The sequence below is a fragment of the Janthinobacterium sp. SUN206 genome (assembly GCF_030587305.1).
In the GTDB taxonomy this organism is placed as follows: domain Bacteria; phylum Pseudomonadota; class Gammaproteobacteria; order Burkholderiales; family Burkholderiaceae_D; genus Janthinobacterium; species Janthinobacterium kumbetense.
This window is the reverse complement of the sequence record NZ_JAPWIB010000003.1, coordinates 734874-751953: the sequence shown is the minus strand read 5'-3', so window position 1 is coordinate 751953 and position 17080 is coordinate 734874. Positions and strand designations below refer to the sequence as shown.

The 17080-nt window shown below is 66.0% G+C and carries 14 protein-coding genes; 6 read left to right on the top strand and 8 right to left on the bottom strand.

Features of this window, described 5'->3' with window-relative positions; all coding sequences use genetic code 11:
- The first annotated feature begins 71 nt into the window (after nucleotides 1–71).
- Both O3300_RS20360 and O3300_RS20355 read left to right on the top strand, forming a co-directional pair.
- The gene (locus O3300_RS20360) at nucleotides 72–701 is read left to right on the top strand and encodes a head GIN domain-containing protein (protein ID WP_305053936.1); all 630 of its coding nucleotides are present in this window, start codon (nucleotides 72–74) and stop codon (nucleotides 699–701) included.
- A gap of 42 nt (nucleotides 702–743) precedes the next feature.
- Nucleotides 744–1550: an enoyl-CoA hydratase gene (locus tag O3300_RS20355; protein WP_305053935.1), complete on the top strand. Its 807-nt coding sequence runs from the start codon at nucleotides 744–746 to the stop codon at nucleotides 1548–1550.
- A 6-nt stretch (nucleotides 1551–1556) separates the two neighbouring features.
- On the opposite strand, the gene O3300_RS20350 is transcribed toward O3300_RS20355, so the two are convergent.
- The 5 genes from O3300_RS20350 to O3300_RS20330 all read right to left on the bottom strand — a co-directional run bounded on the left by O3300_RS20350 (nucleotide 1557) and on the right by O3300_RS20330 (nucleotide 7714).
- The gene (locus O3300_RS20350) at nucleotides 1557–2294 is read right to left on the bottom strand and encodes an AIM24 family protein (protein WP_152252167.1); all 738 of its coding nucleotides are present in this window, start codon (nucleotides 2292–2294) and stop codon (nucleotides 1557–1559) included.
- A gap of 3 nt (nucleotides 2295–2297) precedes the next feature.
- Nucleotides 2298–2909 (bottom strand): AIM24 family protein, encoded by a 612-nt coding sequence (locus O3300_RS20345; protein WP_253192779.1) that lies wholly within the window; start codon nucleotides 2907–2909, stop codon nucleotides 2298–2300.
- A 47-nt stretch (nucleotides 2910–2956) separates the two neighbouring features.
- On the bottom strand, nucleotides 2957–3574 hold the full coding sequence (locus O3300_RS20340) for an AIM24 family protein (protein ID WP_216350350.1): 618 nt from the start codon (nucleotides 3572–3574) through the stop codon (nucleotides 2957–2959).
- A gap of 158 nt (nucleotides 3575–3732) precedes the next feature.
- Nucleotides 3733–6897 (bottom strand): S8 family serine peptidase, encoded by a 3165-nt coding sequence (locus O3300_RS20335; protein WP_305053934.1) that lies wholly within the window; start codon nucleotides 6895–6897, stop codon nucleotides 3733–3735.
- Between the two features lies 1 nt (nucleotide 6898).
- The gene (locus O3300_RS20330) at nucleotides 6899–7714 is read right to left on the bottom strand and encodes an NF038120 family PEP-CTERM protein (protein WP_099665602.1); all 816 of its coding nucleotides are present in this window, start codon (nucleotides 7712–7714) and stop codon (nucleotides 6899–6901) included.
- Between the two features lie 436 nt (nucleotides 7715–8150).
- Here O3300_RS20330 and O3300_RS20325 point away from each other — a divergent pair, with 436 nt between their 5' ends.
- Together O3300_RS20325 and O3300_RS20320 are read left to right on the top strand one after the other, a co-directional pair.
- The gene (locus O3300_RS20325; protein ID WP_305053933.1) at nucleotides 8151–9059 is read left to right on the top strand and encodes a histidine kinase; all 909 of its coding nucleotides are present in this window, start codon (nucleotides 8151–8153) and stop codon (nucleotides 9057–9059) included.
- Complete coding sequence (locus O3300_RS20320; RefSeq protein WP_251349271.1) at nucleotides 9056–9733, top strand: response regulator transcription factor; 678 nt, start codon at nucleotides 9056–9058, stop codon at nucleotides 9731–9733. The genes O3300_RS20325 and O3300_RS20320 overlap by 4 nt, the downstream gene beginning before the upstream one ends.
- Here O3300_RS20320 and O3300_RS20315 read toward each other — a convergent pair.
- Entirely contained in the window at nucleotides 9730–12231 is a 2502-nt protein-coding gene (locus O3300_RS20315) for a TonB-dependent receptor (RefSeq protein ID WP_305053932.1), read from the bottom strand. The genes O3300_RS20320 and O3300_RS20315 overlap by 4 nt on opposite strands.
- Before the next feature lie 94 nt (nucleotides 12232–12325).
- On the bottom strand, nucleotides 12326–12787 hold the full coding sequence (locus O3300_RS20310) for an Lrp/AsnC family transcriptional regulator (RefSeq protein ID WP_070217690.1): 462 nt from the start codon (nucleotides 12785–12787) through the stop codon (nucleotides 12326–12328).
- Between the two features lie 99 nt (nucleotides 12788–12886).
- Here O3300_RS20310 and ilvB point away from each other — a divergent pair, with 99 nt between their 5' ends.
- On the top strand, nucleotides 12887–14641 hold the full coding sequence (ilvB, locus tag O3300_RS20305) for a biosynthetic-type acetolactate synthase large subunit (protein ID WP_305053931.1): 1755 nt from the start codon (nucleotides 12887–12889) through the stop codon (nucleotides 14639–14641).
- A gap of 10 nt (nucleotides 14642–14651) precedes the next feature.
- Here the strand turns inward: ilvB and O3300_RS20300 are convergent, their stop codons facing one another.
- The gene (locus O3300_RS20300; protein WP_305053930.1) at nucleotides 14652–15509 is read right to left on the bottom strand and encodes a helix-turn-helix domain-containing protein; all 858 of its coding nucleotides are present in this window, start codon (nucleotides 15507–15509) and stop codon (nucleotides 14652–14654) included.
- Between the two features lie 113 nt (nucleotides 15510–15622).
- Here O3300_RS20300 and O3300_RS20295 point away from each other — a divergent pair, with 113 nt between their 5' ends.
- Complete coding sequence (locus O3300_RS20295; protein WP_305053929.1) at nucleotides 15623–17062, top strand: cytochrome P450; 1440 nt, start codon at nucleotides 15623–15625, stop codon at nucleotides 17060–17062.
- Nucleotides 17063–17080 lie beyond the last annotated feature (18 nt).

Below are 17080 nucleotides of genomic sequence, written 5' to 3'. Positions count from 1 at the left end.
CATCGCAAATTTCTCCCCAATGGAGATGTTGCACAATAGAATACACTGATCAACTACTCAAGGAAACCGCCATGCGTCCTCTGCTCCTGTTGTCAGCCCTGTCCCTTGCCTGCCTCTCCACCCTCGCGCATGCCGACGAGCAAACCCGCACGGTCGGCGCCTTCAACGCCATCGATATCCGCGGCCCCATCAGCATCGAAGTCGAATCGGGCAAGGAGCAAAGCCTGCTGCTGCGCGGCGACCAGAAATTCCTCAGCGGCGTGATCACGGAAGTGGTCGATGGCGAACTGAAAATTTCCATGAAGGACAAGGACATCAAGAAGACCGAGGGCGATCCGCGCATCTTCATCACCATGCCGACCTTGCGCAAGCTGATCGCGGAAGGCGCAGGCGAAAAGATATTGACCAAGCTCAATGGTCCAAGAGTCGACATCAGCTACAAGGGCGCGGGCCGCCTGGCCGCCGATGGCCAGGTCGACTGGCTGCGCCTGAAGGCGCAAGGCGTGGGCGAAGTCGATACGAAAGCCTTGCTGGCGAAAAACGTCGACGTCAATTTCGAAGGCATCGGCTCCGTCAAGGTGTATTCCTCGGGCGAACTGAACGCCGTGGTGCGCGGCATGGGCGAACTGACGTATTACGGCAAGCCGAAGATCGTGCACAAGTCGATCGCCGGCATCGGCAGCGTCAATGCCGCCAAGTAAGATTTCCTAAAACAACAAGGCCATCAGGCCAGGGGAGACCGCATGACCGCAACACCCGAGACCCAAGAGAGCGATGCGCCGCTGGTGCTGCGCGAGGATGAGGGTGGCCTGGTCACCCTGCGCCTGAACCGTCCCCTGCAATTCAATGCCCTGTCGGAAGCCATGCTGGCCGCGCTGCAAGAGGCGTTCGATGCCGTCGCGCAGCAACCGCACGTGCGCTGCGTGGTGCTGGCCGCCGAAGGCAAGGCTTTTTGCGCGGGCCACGACTTGCGCCAGATGCAAGCCACGCGCCAGCTTGCGTATTATCAAACCCTGTTCGCGCAATGCTCGCGCGTGATGCAAACCATCCAGGCCTTGCCCGTGCCCGTGATTGCCCGCGTGCACGGCATCGCCACGGCGGCCGGCTGCCAGCTGGTCGCCAGCTGCGACCTGGCCGTGGCGGGCGCGTCCGCGCGCTTTGCCGTCTCCGGCATCAACGTGGGCCTGTTCTGCGCCACGCCCTCCGTCGCCCTGTCGCGCAATGTGTCGCCCAAGCGGGCCTTCGACATGCTGGTGACGGGCCGCTTCATCGACGCCGACACGGCCGCCGACTGGGGTTTGATCAACGAAACGGTGGCCGACGCGGCGCTCGACGAGGCCGTGGCGCGCCTGGCGCAGCAGATCATGGCGAAAAGCCCGACGGCCATCCGTTACGGCAAGCAAATGTTTTACAAACAGCGCCAGTTGCCGCTGGACGACGCGTATGCGTATGCGGGCGACGTGATGGCGCGCAACATGATGGAAGAGGATGCGGAAGAAGGCGTTGCCGCCTTCCTCGAGAAACGGCCGCCAAGCTGGGCGCGGCCGTAAAGCAGCTTAGCGCTGTTCCTTCATCTGCTGCTGCACGGAAAGACTCAAGGTGCCGAGGTCTTCCTTGCCCAGCAGCGGCAGTTGCGCCAGCAGTTGCATCAGGGCGGAACTGCCCGTCACGTCCAGTTCGGACGACTGCACCAGCACCGTGCCGGCGCCCGTGAAGTCGATCTGCTTTTCCTCGCCCGACAAACTGAAACCGGTGAGCGCGCCGGCGGCCGAGGCCCAGCCCTGCACGTGGGCGTAATCGTAGTGGTACGAGGGGCTGGGGCAATCGGCCCAGCCCAGCACGGCCTGCTCATCCACGCGGCACGGCAGTTCGAGGAAATGCACGGGGCCGTTCGACGAGGCGATGACTTTCCCTGTGCCGATCATGGTCAGATAGCCGGGCAAGGTCGATTCCTGGCAAATCACATCCTTCGTAAAACCCAGCAGGTTTTTCGCGCGGATGGTCATGTTGGCGTTGTCCAGGTCGTAGCACGCCAGGTCGTTGCCGTTGTCGCCCAGAATCAACTGGCCTTGCCCTTGCGCCACGACAAAGTGGTGCACGTATTTCGGTGCATTGAAGGCATTGCGCACGATCAAATCGAGCACGCTGCTGCCCATGGCTTCGAAGCGCAGTTCGCCATAGAAGGCGATCATCTTGCCCTTGCGAATGAAGATCTGTTCCTTGACGTCGATGACATACGAAAAACGGTTCAGGTTATCGTTCTTCGGCAAGGTATCGGGATTGTAAATCGTCATGGCTTACCTTTCGCTCGCTTGGATGTAGACCGTGCCCTGGCCCGTGAATTTCACCTGGTACGATTCGCCGGACGCCTGGCCGACGAAGGTTTTCCAGTTCAAGTCCGTGACGATGGTCGAGCTCAACTGCCCCGTGTGGCCGATATACGCTTGCGGGTCGACAAACACGGGCACGTCCGGCGTGACGGGCAAGCCGATGGCATTGCCGTCCGACAAAATCGCCACTTCGCCCGTGCCTTGCAGGGTGGTGGTAAACAAGCCCTGGCCCGAGGCCATGCCGCGCACCACGCCCTGCACGCCGCCCTGGTTGCCGAGGAACATGGTGCCGGCCGTCAGGCGCGCATCGAAGGCCAGCAGGGAATCGCTTTCCACATAAAACGTTTCGCCGCGCACGGGGACGATGGTGACGAACAGGCCGCCCTGCGCATAAAACACGCTGCCCGTGCCGCGTGCCGACATCAGGGCATAGCCCTCGTTCGTGACGGCGCGCATGGCCAGGCTTTGCACGCCCTGGCCGGCCAGGAAGGAGCGGCTGAACGCCACGTCGCCCTGGTAGGACACCATGGCGCCCTTGCGCGCGAACACTTCTTCATTGCCGAGTTTGACCTCAAGCATCTTTTCATTGATTTGCTGATAGACAGGCATCGCGGGTCCTCGCTGACTTAACGTTCGGCGGGCTGGATGAACACCACGCCCTGGCCTGTGAATTTGTGCTGGTACGATTCGCCCGAGCTCTGGCCGATCATCGTGCGCCAGTTGACGTCAAAGACGAATTCCTGGCGGATATCGCCCTTGAAGCCGACGAAGGCGTCCGGGTCCACGCGCAGCGGGTGCGCGGGCGTCACTTCCAGCATAATCAGGTTGCCGCGCGAAATGACGGCCAGGTTGCCGTGCCCTTCGACGGTGGTGGAAAACAGGCCCTGGCCCGAACTGGCGCCGCGCAGACCCGCAAAGCTGGTGCCCGTCTTCAGGCTCGTGTCGTAGGCCAGCAAGCTGCTGCTTTCGATGGTCAGCTTTTCACCCGTCAACGGAATGACGGTGATTTCGGCCGCATTCTGCGCGAAAAACACGGTGCCCGTGCCGGCGGCCTGCATCACCTGCATGCCTTCGTTGGTCACCTTGCGCTTGAGCGCGCCGAACAGGCCCTCGCCGCCGAGCAGAGATTTTTCAAATTTGATGCTGCCCGTATAGGCGACCATGGCGCCGGCAATCGCCAGCACTTTTTCATCCTGCAGGCGCACTTCCAGCAGGCGGTCGGTATTGGTGCGGAAACTGGTCACGCGCGACTCCCCAAGAATGCCAGGGCACAAAGCCATGGCTATCCGACAAGATACCGTTGGCGTTACCACCATGCAAGTGCTATTCCTCCCGAACGGGGGTGGGTGAATAAAAAAAAAGCGTGCCCGGAGGCACGCCTTGCGTTCAAGCAAAGAACGGTTTACTCAGCCAGCACCGGCTTGGCGCCGCGCGCGTTCTGGAACAGCGGCACGGGATCGTTGGTATTGACCTCGACCACCGTCACGCCCTGCACCACGCCAGCCACCTGGTAGCCGACGGCGCCCAGGTGGCGCTTGCCTTCGGCCAGGTTGGACCAGCTCAGCGAGACAGTCGCCGTGCCGCCCGTGTAGGCCGTGCCCGGCATCAGCGCCTTGAAGCCGCCATTCGACAAGCCCGGCGCCAGCACCCACGACGACAAGGTGTAGTCGGCCTGGCCGTTTTGCGGCGCAAAACCGATCACGCACACCTTGTAGGTGCCGGCGGCGGGCAGGCGCAGTTCCACTTGCTCATTGGAACTTTCATTGCCGCTGCTGCCGACCAGCACATTGGCGGCGTTGTAGACCTCCATGTCCATGTCGGTATTCGCGCCGCCCGTCGTTTCCGCATCGTAGGTGGCAAAGCGCGCCGCCAGGGTGCCGGCCGGGATCACCACATTGTGCACGTTCACGCCCGTGGCGCCGCCCGCCTTGCAGGCAGCCGATGCGGCGGCGCCCGTCGTCGCCTGGCCGATCGTGCGCGCCTGGCGCACGGCTTCGACGAGACCCGACTTGACGCCCACCAGCGCGCCCGAGAAGCCCGTGCCCAGGGTCAGCACCTTGCTGCCCGTGGCCGCTTCGCTGCTGACCAGCGGAATGGCCACCAGCGCCGTGCCGCGCGCCGTCAGGGGGCTGCGCACCGTGTGCGTGCCATCCGTCCAGCTCAGGGCGCCGTAGGTCCAGGTATTGGCCGGCGCCGTGGTGCGCGTCAGCTTGACCTGGTACTGGCCCTTGGCGCCCGGCGCCAGGCTCAGGCTCGTTGGCGTCACCGCCACCGTATAGCCGGGCAAGCTGGCCGAGACGTTGTAGACGGCGCTGCTGGCGCCCACGTTGGTCACCGTGCGCGTCAGGATTTGCGTGCCCAGCACGTTGGCCGCCGTCAGCGACGCCAGGTTCAGGTTATAGGCCGCGATGGTACCGATGGCCTGGCACGTGGCGGCGCTGTAGACCTTCAGGTTCAAGCCGCACAGGAAGCGCGCATAGTCGATTTCCGACATGTCGTACACGAGGCCAGGATCGGCCGCGCTGTTCGGCGCGATGTGGCCGGCGCCCTGGCCCCACGGCAGCTGGCCCGAGTTCTTCGCCGTGGCATCCCACGACACGGAACCGTTCAAGCCGTCCGAATAGGTGCTGAAGGCCGTCGTCATCAGCGCCGACTTGATGGCCGCGGGCGACCAGTCCGGATGCTGCTGCTTGAGCAGTGCCGCCACGCCCGCCACGTGCGGGCTGGCCATCGAGGTGCCGGAATAGAAATCCCACTCGGCCGCCGGCGCCACGCCGCCCGCTGCCACGGCATCGCGCTGCGCCTGCGTCAGGTCGGCCGTCACGCCGGCCAGCACGTTGGTGCCGGGCGCCGAGAGATCCGGTTTCAGGATGTTCGCGTTGGCCACGTTCGGGCCGCGCGAGGAACGGTCGCTGACGATCGGCGCCAGCACCGTCGTGTCGGCGGTGGTGTGGATTTCGCCCAATGCCGCCGTGCCGTCGGGCGTCGCCGCCATGAAGACCTTCAGCGCGTCGCCCTGCGCCTGCGCCAGGTGCACGGTCGACAGCGCGTGCGCCTGGTTGATGACGGTGTTGGCGCCGCCGGCCACGTTGGCGATGATCACGCCCGCCGCGCCGGCCGTTTTGGCGTTCGCGCTCTTGTTGACCAGCACGTTGCCGCCACGGTCGCACACCAGCACCTTGCCCGCCACTTTCGCCGGGTCCAGATACGCCGACGTGGCATCGGCCACGCCGAAGCAGCGCAGCAAGTTGACATCCGTCGGCAGCACGCCTGCCAAGCCCGCGTCGCGCGACTGGATCAGCGGCAGCGCCGGGGTATTCGCATTGCTCGATGCGCCTTCCAGTTTCGAGCCGCTGCTGAGAGTGACGTTGGCCGCGTACAGGCGGTTGTGGGTGGAATTGGCGACCGTCGCCAGCCATGGGCTGATGTGCGAGACGGGCGCCGGCACGTCGGGTGCGGGCGTGGCCGGGCCGGAATTGCCGCCCGACGTGGCGACAAACACGCCCGCTGCCGCCGCGCCGAGGAAGGCCACTTCCGTCGGCTCGTCGAAGGCGCCGCCGCCCGCGTTCGGGCCGATGGAGAAGTTGATGACGTTGACGCCATCCTTGACCGCCTGGTCGATGGCGGCCACGCTGTCGGCCGTGGCGCAACCGTTGCGGCCCGTCGAGGCGGCCGTCCAGCACACTTTATAGGCGGCGATGCGGGCGCGCGGCGCCATGCCCGACGCCTTGCCCAGCGACACGCCGTTCGAAGTGGCCAGGGCGCCATTGTTGCCGCCCGCCGTGGACGCCGTATGCGTGCCATGGCCGCCGTGCCCCGTCAGGCCGGCGACGGAATCGCGCGGCGACATGAATTCCGTCCAGTGCAGCGCCGACGTGGCGGCGCGGTAGTAGCGCGCGCCGATCAGCTTATTGTTGCAATTCTCGGCGCTAAAGCCTTCGCCCGTCTGGCAAGTGCCCTGCCAGCTGGCCGGCGGCGCGCCGTACACGACATTGTTGCCGCTGTGGCTGGGCACGCCATTCTCGTCGAGGCGGTCGGCAAAGGCCGTGTTCTCGGGCCAGATGCCGCTGTCGACGATGCCGATGATGATGTCTTCGCCCGCGTGCGCCTTGCCGCCCAGCTGCTCCCAGATGCCGCCCGGCTTGTCCAGGCCCAGGAAGCTGGGCGTGTAGCTGGTGTCGAGCTGCAGGATGGAATCGGCGCTGATGCTGGCCACGCCGCTGTTTTTCTTCAGGGCGCGCACTTCATCGTCCGTCAGCAAGGCGGAAAAGCCGTTGAAGACGACGCTGTACTGGTGCGTGATTTCCGCCGCGCTGACGGTGCCGGCCACGGCGGCCTGTTTGGTGTCGAGGTAGCTCAAATAGGCCTGCACGTCGGCGGCGCCCACGTTGATGCGCGCGCCCGGAGCCGGCTTGGTGGCGGCCAGGCCGTCAACCTGGCCCGTGTAGGTGGCGGCCGGCTTGTCGACCAGTTGCACGATGTAGGAGCGGCGTTCCTGCGCCTGCGCCGCTTGCGCCAGGCTGGCGGCCAGCAAGAGGATGCCGAGTGAAACGGGACGTAATTTCATCTCATGCTCCTTGCACGGTGGAGGCGGCGAACTTGCCGCTGCGGCGGCGCGACAGCATGCCGATGGCGCCCAGTCCGGCCAGCATCAACATGTAGGTCGACGGTTCCGGCACGGCGCTGATATTGATATTGTCGAGCGCAAACTGGCCCTGGTTGAAGGCGGGGAAATCGAGGGAATTGCTGCACGCGCCCGTGTCGTTGAAGATGCACGCGTTGAAGCTCAGGCCCGTAAACGCATAGTTGCTGAAACCGCCCAGCAGGGAAGCGCTCTGGAAATGGTAATTGCCATCGCTGCCCTGGCCGGGAAACGCCAGCGAGGTGCTGATCACCTGGCCGTCGCTGAGGGTGCCGCTCAGCTGCAGCTGGCCCCAATTCTGGTTCGGCAAGCCGGACACGGGAGCGATAAAGGAATAATCGAAACCGGCCAGGGTGAATGCCTGGTGGTCGGCGCGCGTGAAATTCACGCCGCCATCGTTGAGGATAGCCAGGTAATTGCCGGTGGCGCCCTGCGGGCAGGCGGCGATATCGCACGACGAACCCACGCGGCCATCGAGGATGGCGCCCACGCCGCTGACGCCGCCGCCGGCCGCCGTCGTCGGGTCGGCCAGGAACAGCAGGTTGTAGCTCGACGTATTGAGCGTCTGGCCGCTTTCATACACGTCGGGACGCAAGTTGTCGAAAGTCAGGACACCGGCCAGGGCCGGTGCCGAGCCCAGCACGGACAAGGTGGCCAGCGCGGCAAGGACGGCGACGCGACCGCGGGTAGCGGGCGGATTGGCGGTGGCGGGCGATACCCGCGCATGTGATAAACGATTCATTCTATTCCCTTGATTGTTGTGGATAGATAGGTCGGCAGGTCTGACGCCCGCTTTCAGCTTTTTCACAAAAGTGTCAACAAATATAGCAAATCGTATAAAACAAATATCATATTTTTAATATCATTTATTTATTTTTTATCTAACTCCGCGAAACTTTGTTTTGTTTTATCTATGAAAGTTTGAGGAATCTCAACGTTACATTTGAACAACAAGAGCGCACACTGCAGACGCGTACGCCAGCGGACCGGCCCGACTTCGGATAAGCTCGAAAACCGCGCCTGCCGCGTCGTCCTCCCCGTCACATCGCGGTACACCTGTTCCATCCTGGAACACTTGCCTGTCCCCTCCGCCCCGCATGAGCGGCCCCTCGCGCCCTTGCGCCGATGGCATGAAGCTTGCACAACAAGAAGATCGACCGTGCTCAGGGAGCAGCATCATGGAACACCATCAATTTGGCGCCCAGGCAAGCGCGCACGCCCGGCCGCGCCGGACCGTCCTGCTGTGCTGCGCACTGGCGCTGGCTTTTTTCCTGCTGGCCGCCAGGCTGGACCTGGCCGAACGGCTGACGCAGTCGCTCTGGCGCCAGGAACATTGGCAGCTCGATGAACTGGCCCTGAGCCTGCTGGTGCTGGTGCTGGCGCTGGCCGGCTTTGCCGTGCGGCGCGGCCGCCAGGTGGCGCTGCTGCTGGCGCAAAACCGCGCCCTCACGCAGCGCCTGCTGCGCGCGCAGGAAGAGGAGCGCTGCGCGCTGGCGCGCGAGCTGCACGATGAAGTGGGACAGGACTGCACGGCCATCCGCGCCGCCGCCAGCTACATCCTGCGCGCGCGCGAGGGCGACCAGGCAAACGTGCAGGCGTGCGCCGCCAGCATCGCCCGCTCGTCGGAAGCGCTGCACGCGATGGTGCGCACGATGCTGCGCCGGCTGCGCCCGCCCGTGCTCGACAGCCTGGGATTGGCGCCGGCGCTGCAGGCGCTGTGCGACAGCTGGACCCAGCAGCACGGCATCGCCTGCCATTTCGCGCCGCACGCCATCCCCGCCGGCCTCGACGACAGCACCGCCACCGCCATCTACCGCCTGGTGCAGGAAGGCTTGACGAACGTGGCGCGCCACGCGGGCGCCGACCGGGCCACGGTGGAATTGCGCGCCGATGCGCACGGCTTGCTGCACCTGGCCATCGAAGACAATGGCCGGGGTTTGCGCCAGGACAAGACGCCAGCAGACGGTTTCGGCATGCTGGGCATGCGCGAGCGCGTGGCGGGCTTGCGCGGCCACATCCGCTGGATCAGCGCGCTGGGCAACGGCTTGCGCATCGAAGTGGCCCTGGCGGCACGGTGCGTGGCATGAGCGCCATGAACGCCATGCACAGCGGCATGCGGCCGATCCGCGTGATGCTGGTGGACGACCACCCGGTAGTGCGCACGGGCTACCGGCGCCTGCTGGAACAGGGCGGCGACATCGCCGTCGTGGCCGAGGCGGGCAATGGCGAAACGGCGTATGGCTTGTACCAGGAGCACGCGCCCGACGTCTGCGTGACGGATTTGTCCATGCCCGGCATCGGCGGCCTGGAATTGCTGCGCAAGCTGCTCGCGCGCGACGCGGGCGCCCGCGTGCTGGTGTTTACCATGCACGACACGCCCCAGCTGATCGCGCGCGCATTTGACGGCGGCGCCTGCGGCTTCGTCAGCAAGCAGGCCGACCCGGAACACCTGGTCGACGCCGTGCGCGCCGCCCACGCGGGCCGGCGCTACCTGGACCCGCACAGCGCGCCCGGCGTGCTGCAAGGCACGGCCAACATGGAAGCGGACCGCTTGAGCAGCCTGAGCCAGCGCGAATTCGAAATCTTCCGCCTGCTGGCCGAAGGCCGCAGCGCCGCCGACTGCGCCCGCCTGCTGCACGTCAGCAGCAAGACGGTGGCCAACCACCAGACTTGCATCAAGGAAAAGCTCGACGTGCCCGGCCCCGCCGCGTTGGTGCACCTGGCGCTGCGCAATGGCATCATCGAGCAGGTCCATCCTTAAAACGCATAGCGCACGCCCACATTCACGCTGCGCGGCGCGCCGGCCGCATAAAACGTCGCATTGACCATCGGATAGTCGCCGTTCACGGCGGGCAGCGGGCGGGCGGCGAAATTGCCGTTGGCGTCGAAACCCGTCGCGCCCAGCTGGGCCGCCGTCGCATATTTCCGGTCGAACAGGTTATTCACCTGGGCAAACACGCTGAGCCGTGGCGTCAACTGGTATTTGCCGTTCAATTCCACCACGGCATAGCCTCCGCTCTTGCCCGCGCCCAGGTAGGCTGGCCCGCCAGCCTGGTGCGCATTGTTTTCATTGCCGCGCGCATACGCGCTGGAGACGGCCGTCATGGCCAGGCCCACCGTCCAGTCGCGTCCGCCCTGAATATCCACGTGCGCCTTCAGGATATGGCTGGGCGTCAAGGGAATGCGCTTGCCGGGCGTGATGACGATATTGCCTTCCAGGCCCGGTGCGGACGCATCGCTGCTGCTGTTGGCGCTGCCGTTGACGAGCTCCCGGCTTTGATACGTCGCCTGCAGCCACGTGTAGTTGACGCCAAAATCCAGCATGCCCGCCTTGCCATCAAGCGCCAGCTCCACGCCCTGGTGGCGCGTCTTGCCGAAATTCTTGAAATAGCCAAACCCCGCCTGGTTGTCGGCCACGAACAGGATGTCGTCGTGATTTTCCGCGCGGAACACGCCGGCACTCCAGCGGGCCACCTCGCCCCACTGGCCGCGCACGCCCGCTTCCCACGTCTTCGTGATGACCTGCTTTAGTGGCGGGTCGCCGGCCATGGCGTTGGGCAGGCGGCACGGGTTTTCCGGGTCGGCGCAACCGAGCTCGATGGCCGTCGGCGTGCGGCTGCCTTCGTTGTAGCCAAGATACGCGCTGATGCCCGCGGCCGGCGCATACGCCAGGCCGATGGCGGGATTGAAGCGGCTGAAACGGTGGTCGCCATCGAGCGAGCCGCTGCCGCCGCCCGGCGTGATGGCGTCGCGGTTGCGCACCGTGCTGCGGTTGTAGCGGCCGGAGACGGTCAAGGTCAGGTCTTGATTCAACGCAATGCTGTCGCTCGCATACACGCTCCACGTGCGCATGCGCCCGCTCAAGTCGACCCGGTTGTCGACGGGCGTGCCGTCGTCGTCGATTTCCGTGCCGTCGGCAAAGAAGTTCACAGGCGTGATGCTGCGGTCCGGGTTCAGGTAGCCGAACTGGCTCGTCTGGCGGAAGGTGGCGTGGCTGGCGTCGAAGGCGGCGCCAGCCGTGACGCTGTGGCGCATGGCGGCCACGTCGGCCAGCGCGGTGAACTGGCCCGAAAACCCATAGTTTTCCTGCCGCGTATGGCTGCGGTTGAGCATGCCATTGCATTTTTCGGCCGGCTCGTCGTTCAGCAGCACGTTGGCGATGCAGCGCCATTTCGGGAAGGGCGTATTGGCCGCGTTCGCGCCGCTGGCGGGAAAGCCCGTGTAGCCGGCCGCCGCCAGGGCCGCCCGCTCGGCCGCTCCCGGCTGGTAGACGGACTGGTCGAGCGACTCGTCGTTCAAGTCGCCATTGAACGTGTGCGTATCGATCTTGCGGTAGTACACATTGCCCGACAGCAGCAAGGCCGCGCCGGCCTGGTGCTTGCCCGTCAGATTCAACAGGGTCGATTTGTTCTGCGTCAAATCCGGCTTGGTATACACGCTGCGGTAATCGCGCGCCAGCATGCGCTGTTCCTGCAAGCCGTTGCCCGTCAGCGCATTGTCCGCATGGGCCACGGTAGCGGCGATGTCCGTGCGCGCATCGCTCCAGCCCAGCTTGCCAAACACCTGGCGCACGTCGGACGGCGAATCGTCGCGCCAGCCGTCTTCCTTGAAGCGGTTGCCCGTCACATACCAGTGCCAGCCCTGCGCATTGCTGCCGCCATGCTCGACCTCGACGGCGCGCCGTTTGTCGGAACCCAGGCGCGCTTCGATGGCGGTGCCAGGGCTGCTGCGGCCATCCTTGGTTTGCAGCGCCAGCGCGCCGCCCAGGGTGTTCAAGCCGAACAGAGGATTCGAGCCGGGCATCAGGGTCAGCGATGCGATCGCCATGCGCGGGATCAAGTCCCAGCTGACGACGTCGCCGAACGGCTGGTTCAGGCGCATGCCGTCCAGGTACACGGACAGCCCTTGCGGCGTGCCCAGCAGGGGCGAAGCCGTGTAGCCGCGGTAGCTGACGTCGGGCTGGAACGGGTTGTTCTGTACCTCGTTCACGTAGACGCTGCCCAGGTTGCGGCGCAGGAAGGCGGAAATATCGAGCGCGCCGTTGCGGGCGATCTGCTGCGCGCTGGCCGTCTGCACGGGCGCGGCCAGGGTGTCGCGCGGCTGGTCCACGGTGGGCAGCGGCATGCTGCCCGTGATGATGACGGTGGGCAAATCACCCGAAGTGGCCAGGCTCGCGGCCAGGCTGGCGTCAGCGGCAAGGTCAGCGGCCTGCGCCTGGCACAGCGCCATGGCGGCGGCGGCCAATAAAGTCAGTTTCATGCGTATCCCCAGTTTTATCGTGGTTTTTATTGCGTCCAGTATCGGACAGCCACCATCGGGGAACCAGGGAAAAACTCCCGCCGTGCGGGGGGAACTAGCGTTGCAAGGGCAGGTAACTCTGTTTGAGCTGGCGCAACACGAAACTCGATTTGCTGTGGCGGATGCCGGGAATTTTATATAGACGCTCGCGCAGCAGGCGTTCATAGTCGCGCGTGTCGCTCACCGCGATGCGCAGGTAGTAATCGTAGTCGCCGGACACAAGAAACGCTTCCAGCACTTCCGGGATCATGGCCAGCGCGTGGCCGAATTCGAACAGGGCCTGGTCGGAATGGTCGTCCAGCGTCACTTGCACGATGACGGTGTCGGCCAGCCCCACCTTGGCCGCGTTGACGTTCACCGTGTAGCCTTCGATGACGCCATCGTCTTCCATGCGCTTGATGCGCGCCCAGCATGGCGACGAGGTCAGGCCCACCTTGGCGCTCAGGTCGTGCAGGCTGATGCGGGCATCCTGCTGCAGGGCCGTCAGGATGGCGAGGTCGAATTTATCCAGTTTCATTCTGTCATATCCTTATTTCACAGCAAATTTTACTGAATATCGCATTCTATACGAGAAAACCAGCAGCCTTTTCTGCCCCATCAGGCAGAAAATAAGGCCATGAAACCCGATCCCGCTCCCCTCCTCGCTCCCGCCGCCGACCTTGCGCCGCGCAACGGCGCCAGCACCCTGATCGACACCCTGCTGGCCCTGGGCGTCGACACCGTCTTCGGCTACCCGGGCGGCGCCGTGCTGCCCCTGTACGACGCGCTGCACGCGCAGCCCCGCCTGCGCCACGTGCTGGTGCGCCACGAACAGGCAGCCGTGCACGCGGCCGAAGGCTATGCGCGCAGCACGGGCCGGCCCGGCGTCGTCTTCGTCACCTCCGGCCCCGGCATGAGCAACACCACCACGGGCTTGCTCGACGCCCTGTGCGATTCGGTTCCCGTCATCTGCATCAGCGGCCAGGTGGCCAGCACCAGCATCGGCACCAACGCCTTCCAGGAATGCGACGCGCTGGGCATCTCGCGCCCCGTCACCAAGTGGAACCGGCAAATCCGCGCGGCCGAGGAAACGGCCGCCGTCGTGCACGAAGCATTTATCCAGGCCACGCAGGGCCGGCCCGGCCCCGTGCTGGTCGATTTTCCCAAGGATCTGCAGCTGGCGCCCGTCACGCAGCACGCGCCGCTGCCGCCCGCCGCATCTGCCGCTGCCCTGCCGCAGCCCGCCGACCTGGAACGGGCCGCCAGCCTGATCGCCGGCGCGCGCCAGCCCGTGTTCTATGGCGGTGGCGGCCTCGTCAATTCCGGCCTGGATGCCTGCGCCGCCTTCCAGCAACTGGTGAAACTGGCCGCCGCGCCGTGCACCCTGACCTTATTGGGCCTGGGCGCCTTTCCCGCCTCGCACCCGGCCTTCCTCGGCATGCTGGGCATGCACGGCACGCTGGAAGCGAACCTGGCCATGCACCATGCGGATCTGATCGTCTGCGTCGGCGCCCGCTTCGACGACCGGGTCACGGGCCGCCTGGATGCGTTTTGTCCTGGCGCAAAGGTCATCCACATCGACATCGACCCGGCCTCCATACACAAGGTGGTACGCGCCGACGTGGCCCTGCGCGGCGACTGCGCCCCCGTATTGGCCGCCTTGCTGGCGCAGCTGCGCGGACGCCTGCTGGCGGACCGCCAGCCGTGGTGGCAGCGCATCGACGCCTGGCGCGCCCAGGACAGCCTGGCGTTCGACGATACGCCGCAGGTGATCGCGCCACAGGCGCTGATGCGGCGCCTGCAGGCGGCGCTGGACAGCATGGATGGCGTCGACGCCATCGTTTCCACTGACGTGGGCCAGCACCAGATGTGGGCGGCGCAGCACTTGCGCTTCGAGCAGCCGCGCCGCTGGCTCACCTCGGGCGGCGCCGGCACCATGGGCTATGGTTTGCCGGCCGCCATCGGCGCGCAGATCGCCCATCCGGGCAAGCGCGTCGTGTGCGTCAGCGGCGATGCGTCGATCTTGATGAATATCCAGGAACTGGCCACCGCCGTGCAGCACCGCCTGCCCGTGAAAGTGGTGTTGTCGAACAATGGCTACATGGGCATGGTGCGCCAGTGGCAGGAACTCATCCATGGCGGGCGCTACAGCCACAGCTACACGGAAGCGCTGCCCGATTTCGTCGCCCTGGCGCGCGCGTTCGGCTGGCAGGCGCACACGGTAAGCCGGCGCGAGGAACTCGACGCGGCATTGACGGCCTGCCTGGCCTCAGAAGGCCCGTACTTCCTCGACGTGCGCGTGCATGGCGCGGAAAACTGCTTCCCCATGATGGCGCCCGGCGCGGGGCACCATGAAGTGACCTTGCGCAAAGGCGTCGTCTACACCGGGTAACAAATCCTGCTCAACTCCACACCCTGTATATCCAGTAGCTTTCATCGTCGCGCATGGCGCGCGCCAGCTCGGTGGGGCTCAAGCCCGTGATTTCGCGCGTCTCGCGGCAAAAATGGGCCTGGTCGGCGTAACCGCCGCTGGCGGCGACATCGGACCAGGACGCCGTGCCCTGCAGGATGGCGCCGCGCTCGTCGAGAAACAGCTGTTCCGCGCGGCGCATGCGGCGCAAGGTGCGCATGGGCTGGCCGGCCCAGGCCTTGATGCGGCGCTCGATATTGCGCGCGCTGCTGGCCAGGCCCGTCGATGCCGCCTGCACGGCCAGGCGGCGCACCCAGTCCTGCACGGCGCCGGCCGGATGGTCGCCGCTCTTGCGCGCCAGCGCCCAGCGCGGCGCGAGAAAATCCTCCACCAGCCTGACGCGGACCGCATCGTCGGGCGCCGCCAGCACGGCGTCCGACAGGGCCAGCCATTCCCCATCGAACAGCGCGTCGAGCGGGCGGAACTGGTCCAGCAAGCCATCCATCGAGACCCCCGACAACGCATGCAGGGCGGCCGGGTAAAACATCACGACAAAGGAATGCACGGGGCCGGGGTTGTAGCTGACCAGCGGATACGAACGGGGGCCGCCGAACAGCGCGGGCGGCATGCGCACGTCCCGCAGCGACAGGCCCGGCGCTGCCGCTTCCACGTCGCCCGCGACGGTCCAGACGATGCTGCACATGGGCGCGGCGGGAAAGCGGTTCAGGCGCTGCGCCGGCGGCAACGGCGCGCAGCCCGTGGTATCGCGCACGAGGAAGGCGCGCACGCAGGAAGCGAGCGCCGTGCGCGGCGCGATCAGGCGGGTCAGGGGCGTAGGGGCGGCAGGCATGGCGACGATTGTACCGGCAATTTCCGGCCGCGCCCGATGTCGTATTCGTTCAAGACGCGGACGCGCAAGCGCGCTACAGTGAAGTCATTGTCGCCATCCACCAGGAGTACGCCATGCCCCCGCTCGATCACGCCGCCGCGCCTGCCACCACGGCCCTGCGCCAGATTCGCCGCCTGCCGGGGCCATTCGCCCTGCCCATCGTCGGCAACAGCCTGCAGATCAAGCTCACGCGCATCCACCGCGACGTGGAAGAGTGGGTGCGGCACTACGGCCCCTACCTGCGCGTCTGGTTCGGCCGCACCCTGGTGCTGGTGGTGGCCGACAGCGAGGCCGTCGGCGCCGTGCTGCGCGACCGGCCCGACGGCTTTCGCCGCCCCCTGAGCAGTTCCATCGTTTCCGAGGAGATGGGCGGCATCCCGGGCCTGTTCCTGGCCGAGGGCACGGAATGGCGCAACCAGCGCCGCATGGTCATGGCCGGCATGGCGCCCGGCGCCGTCAAGGCCTACTTCCCGGCGCTGGCGACGGTGGCGCAGCGCCTGCGGCGGCGCTGGCATCTTGCCGCCACGCAAGGCCAAGCGATCAACCTCGATGGCGACCTGAAACGCTATACGGTCGACATCATCGCCGGTCTGGCCTTCGGCACGGAGGTCAATACGCTGGAAGCGGGCGAGGACGTGATCCAGCGCCACATGGACGCCATCCTGCCCGCTGTGGCGCGGCGCAGCCTGTCGATGTTCCCGTACTGGCGCTACGTGAAACTGCCCGTCGACCGCCGGCTGGACCGCGACGTGGCGGCCCTGTCCGCCGCCGTGGCCGACCTGGTGCAGCAGGCGCGCACGCGCATGGCGCGCGATCCGGCACGCCGCGAGCGTCCGCCCAACCTGCTCGAAGCGATGATCGCCGCCGCCGACGAAAAGGACAGCGGCGTGAACGACCGCGCCGTGGCCGGCAATGTGCTGACCATGCTGCTGGCGGGCGAGGATACGACGGCCAATACGCTGTCCTGGATGATTTACCTGTTGCAACGCCATCCGCACACCCTGGCGCGGGCGCGCGAGGAAGTGCGGCGCCTGGCGCCCGACGCGGCCCGCTTCACGATCGAGCAGATGGATAGCCTCGACTATCTGGGCGCCTGCGCCAGCGAAGCCATGCGCCTGAAGCCGGTGGCGCCCTTCCTGCCCGTCGAGGCGCTGCGCGACACGGTCATCGCCGATATCGCCGTGCCGGCCGGCACCCTCGTGTGGTGCGTGATGCGCCACGACACGGTGTCCGATGCGCACTTTCCCGACGCGCAAGCCTTCCAGCCCGAGCGCTGGCTGGCCGAAGGGGGCGAGGCGAACAACAAGCGCGCCGCCATGCCCTTCGGCGCCGGCTTGCGCACGTGTCCGGGCCGCTACCTGGCCTTGTTGGAAATCAAGATCGCCATGGCCATGCTGCTGGGCAGCTTCGACATCGCCGGCGTCGACACGCCCGATGGCGGCGAGGCGCAGGAACTGATGGGTTTTGTGATGTCGCCCATCGGCTTGACGCTGCGCCTGGCGCGGCCGCAGTGATACCATGGAGGAAGTCCC

Coding starts and splice junctions, on each gene's coding strand:
- O3300_RS20300 (WP_305053930.1), bottom strand. CDS start 15,509: ATGCCTGCCGCCCCTACGCCCCTGACCCGCCTGATCGCGCCGCGCACG.
- O3300_RS20350 (WP_152252167.1), bottom strand. CDS start 2,294: ATGACGATTTACAATCCCGATACCTTGCCGAAGAACGATAACCTGAAC.
- O3300_RS20325 (WP_305053933.1), top strand. CDS start 8,151: ATGGAACACCATCAATTTGGCGCCCAGGCAAGCGCGCACGCCCGGCCG.
- ilvB (WP_305053931.1), top strand. CDS start 12,887: ATGAAACCCGATCCCGCTCCCCTCCTCGCTCCCGCCGCCGACCTTGCG.
- O3300_RS20355 (WP_305053935.1), top strand. CDS start 744: ATGACCGCAACACCCGAGACCCAAGAGAGCGATGCGCCGCTGGTGCTG.
- O3300_RS20310 (WP_070217690.1), bottom strand. CDS start 12,787: ATGAAACTGGATAAATTCGACCTCGCCATCCTGACGGCCCTGCAGCAG.
- O3300_RS20330 (WP_099665602.1), bottom strand. CDS start 7,714: ATGAATCGTTTATCACATGCGCGGGTATCGCCCGCCACCGCCAATCCG.
- O3300_RS20360 (WP_305053936.1), top strand. CDS start 72: ATGCGTCCTCTGCTCCTGTTGTCAGCCCTGTCCCTTGCCTGCCTCTCC.
- O3300_RS20335 (WP_305053934.1), bottom strand. CDS start 6,897: ATGAAATTACGTCCCGTTTCACTCGGCATCCTCTTGCTGGCCGCCAGC.
- O3300_RS20320 (WP_251349271.1), top strand. CDS start 9,056: ATGAGCGCCATGAACGCCATGCACAGCGGCATGCGGCCGATCCGCGTG.
- O3300_RS20345 (WP_253192779.1), bottom strand. CDS start 2,909: ATGCTTGAGGTCAAACTCGGCAATGAAGAAGTGTTCGCGCGCAAGGGC.
- O3300_RS20315 (WP_305053932.1), bottom strand. CDS start 12,231: ATGAAACTGACTTTATTGGCCGCCGCCGCCATGGCGCTGTGCCAGGCG.
- O3300_RS20295 (WP_305053929.1), top strand. CDS start 15,623: ATGCCCCCGCTCGATCACGCCGCCGCGCCTGCCACCACGGCCCTGCGC.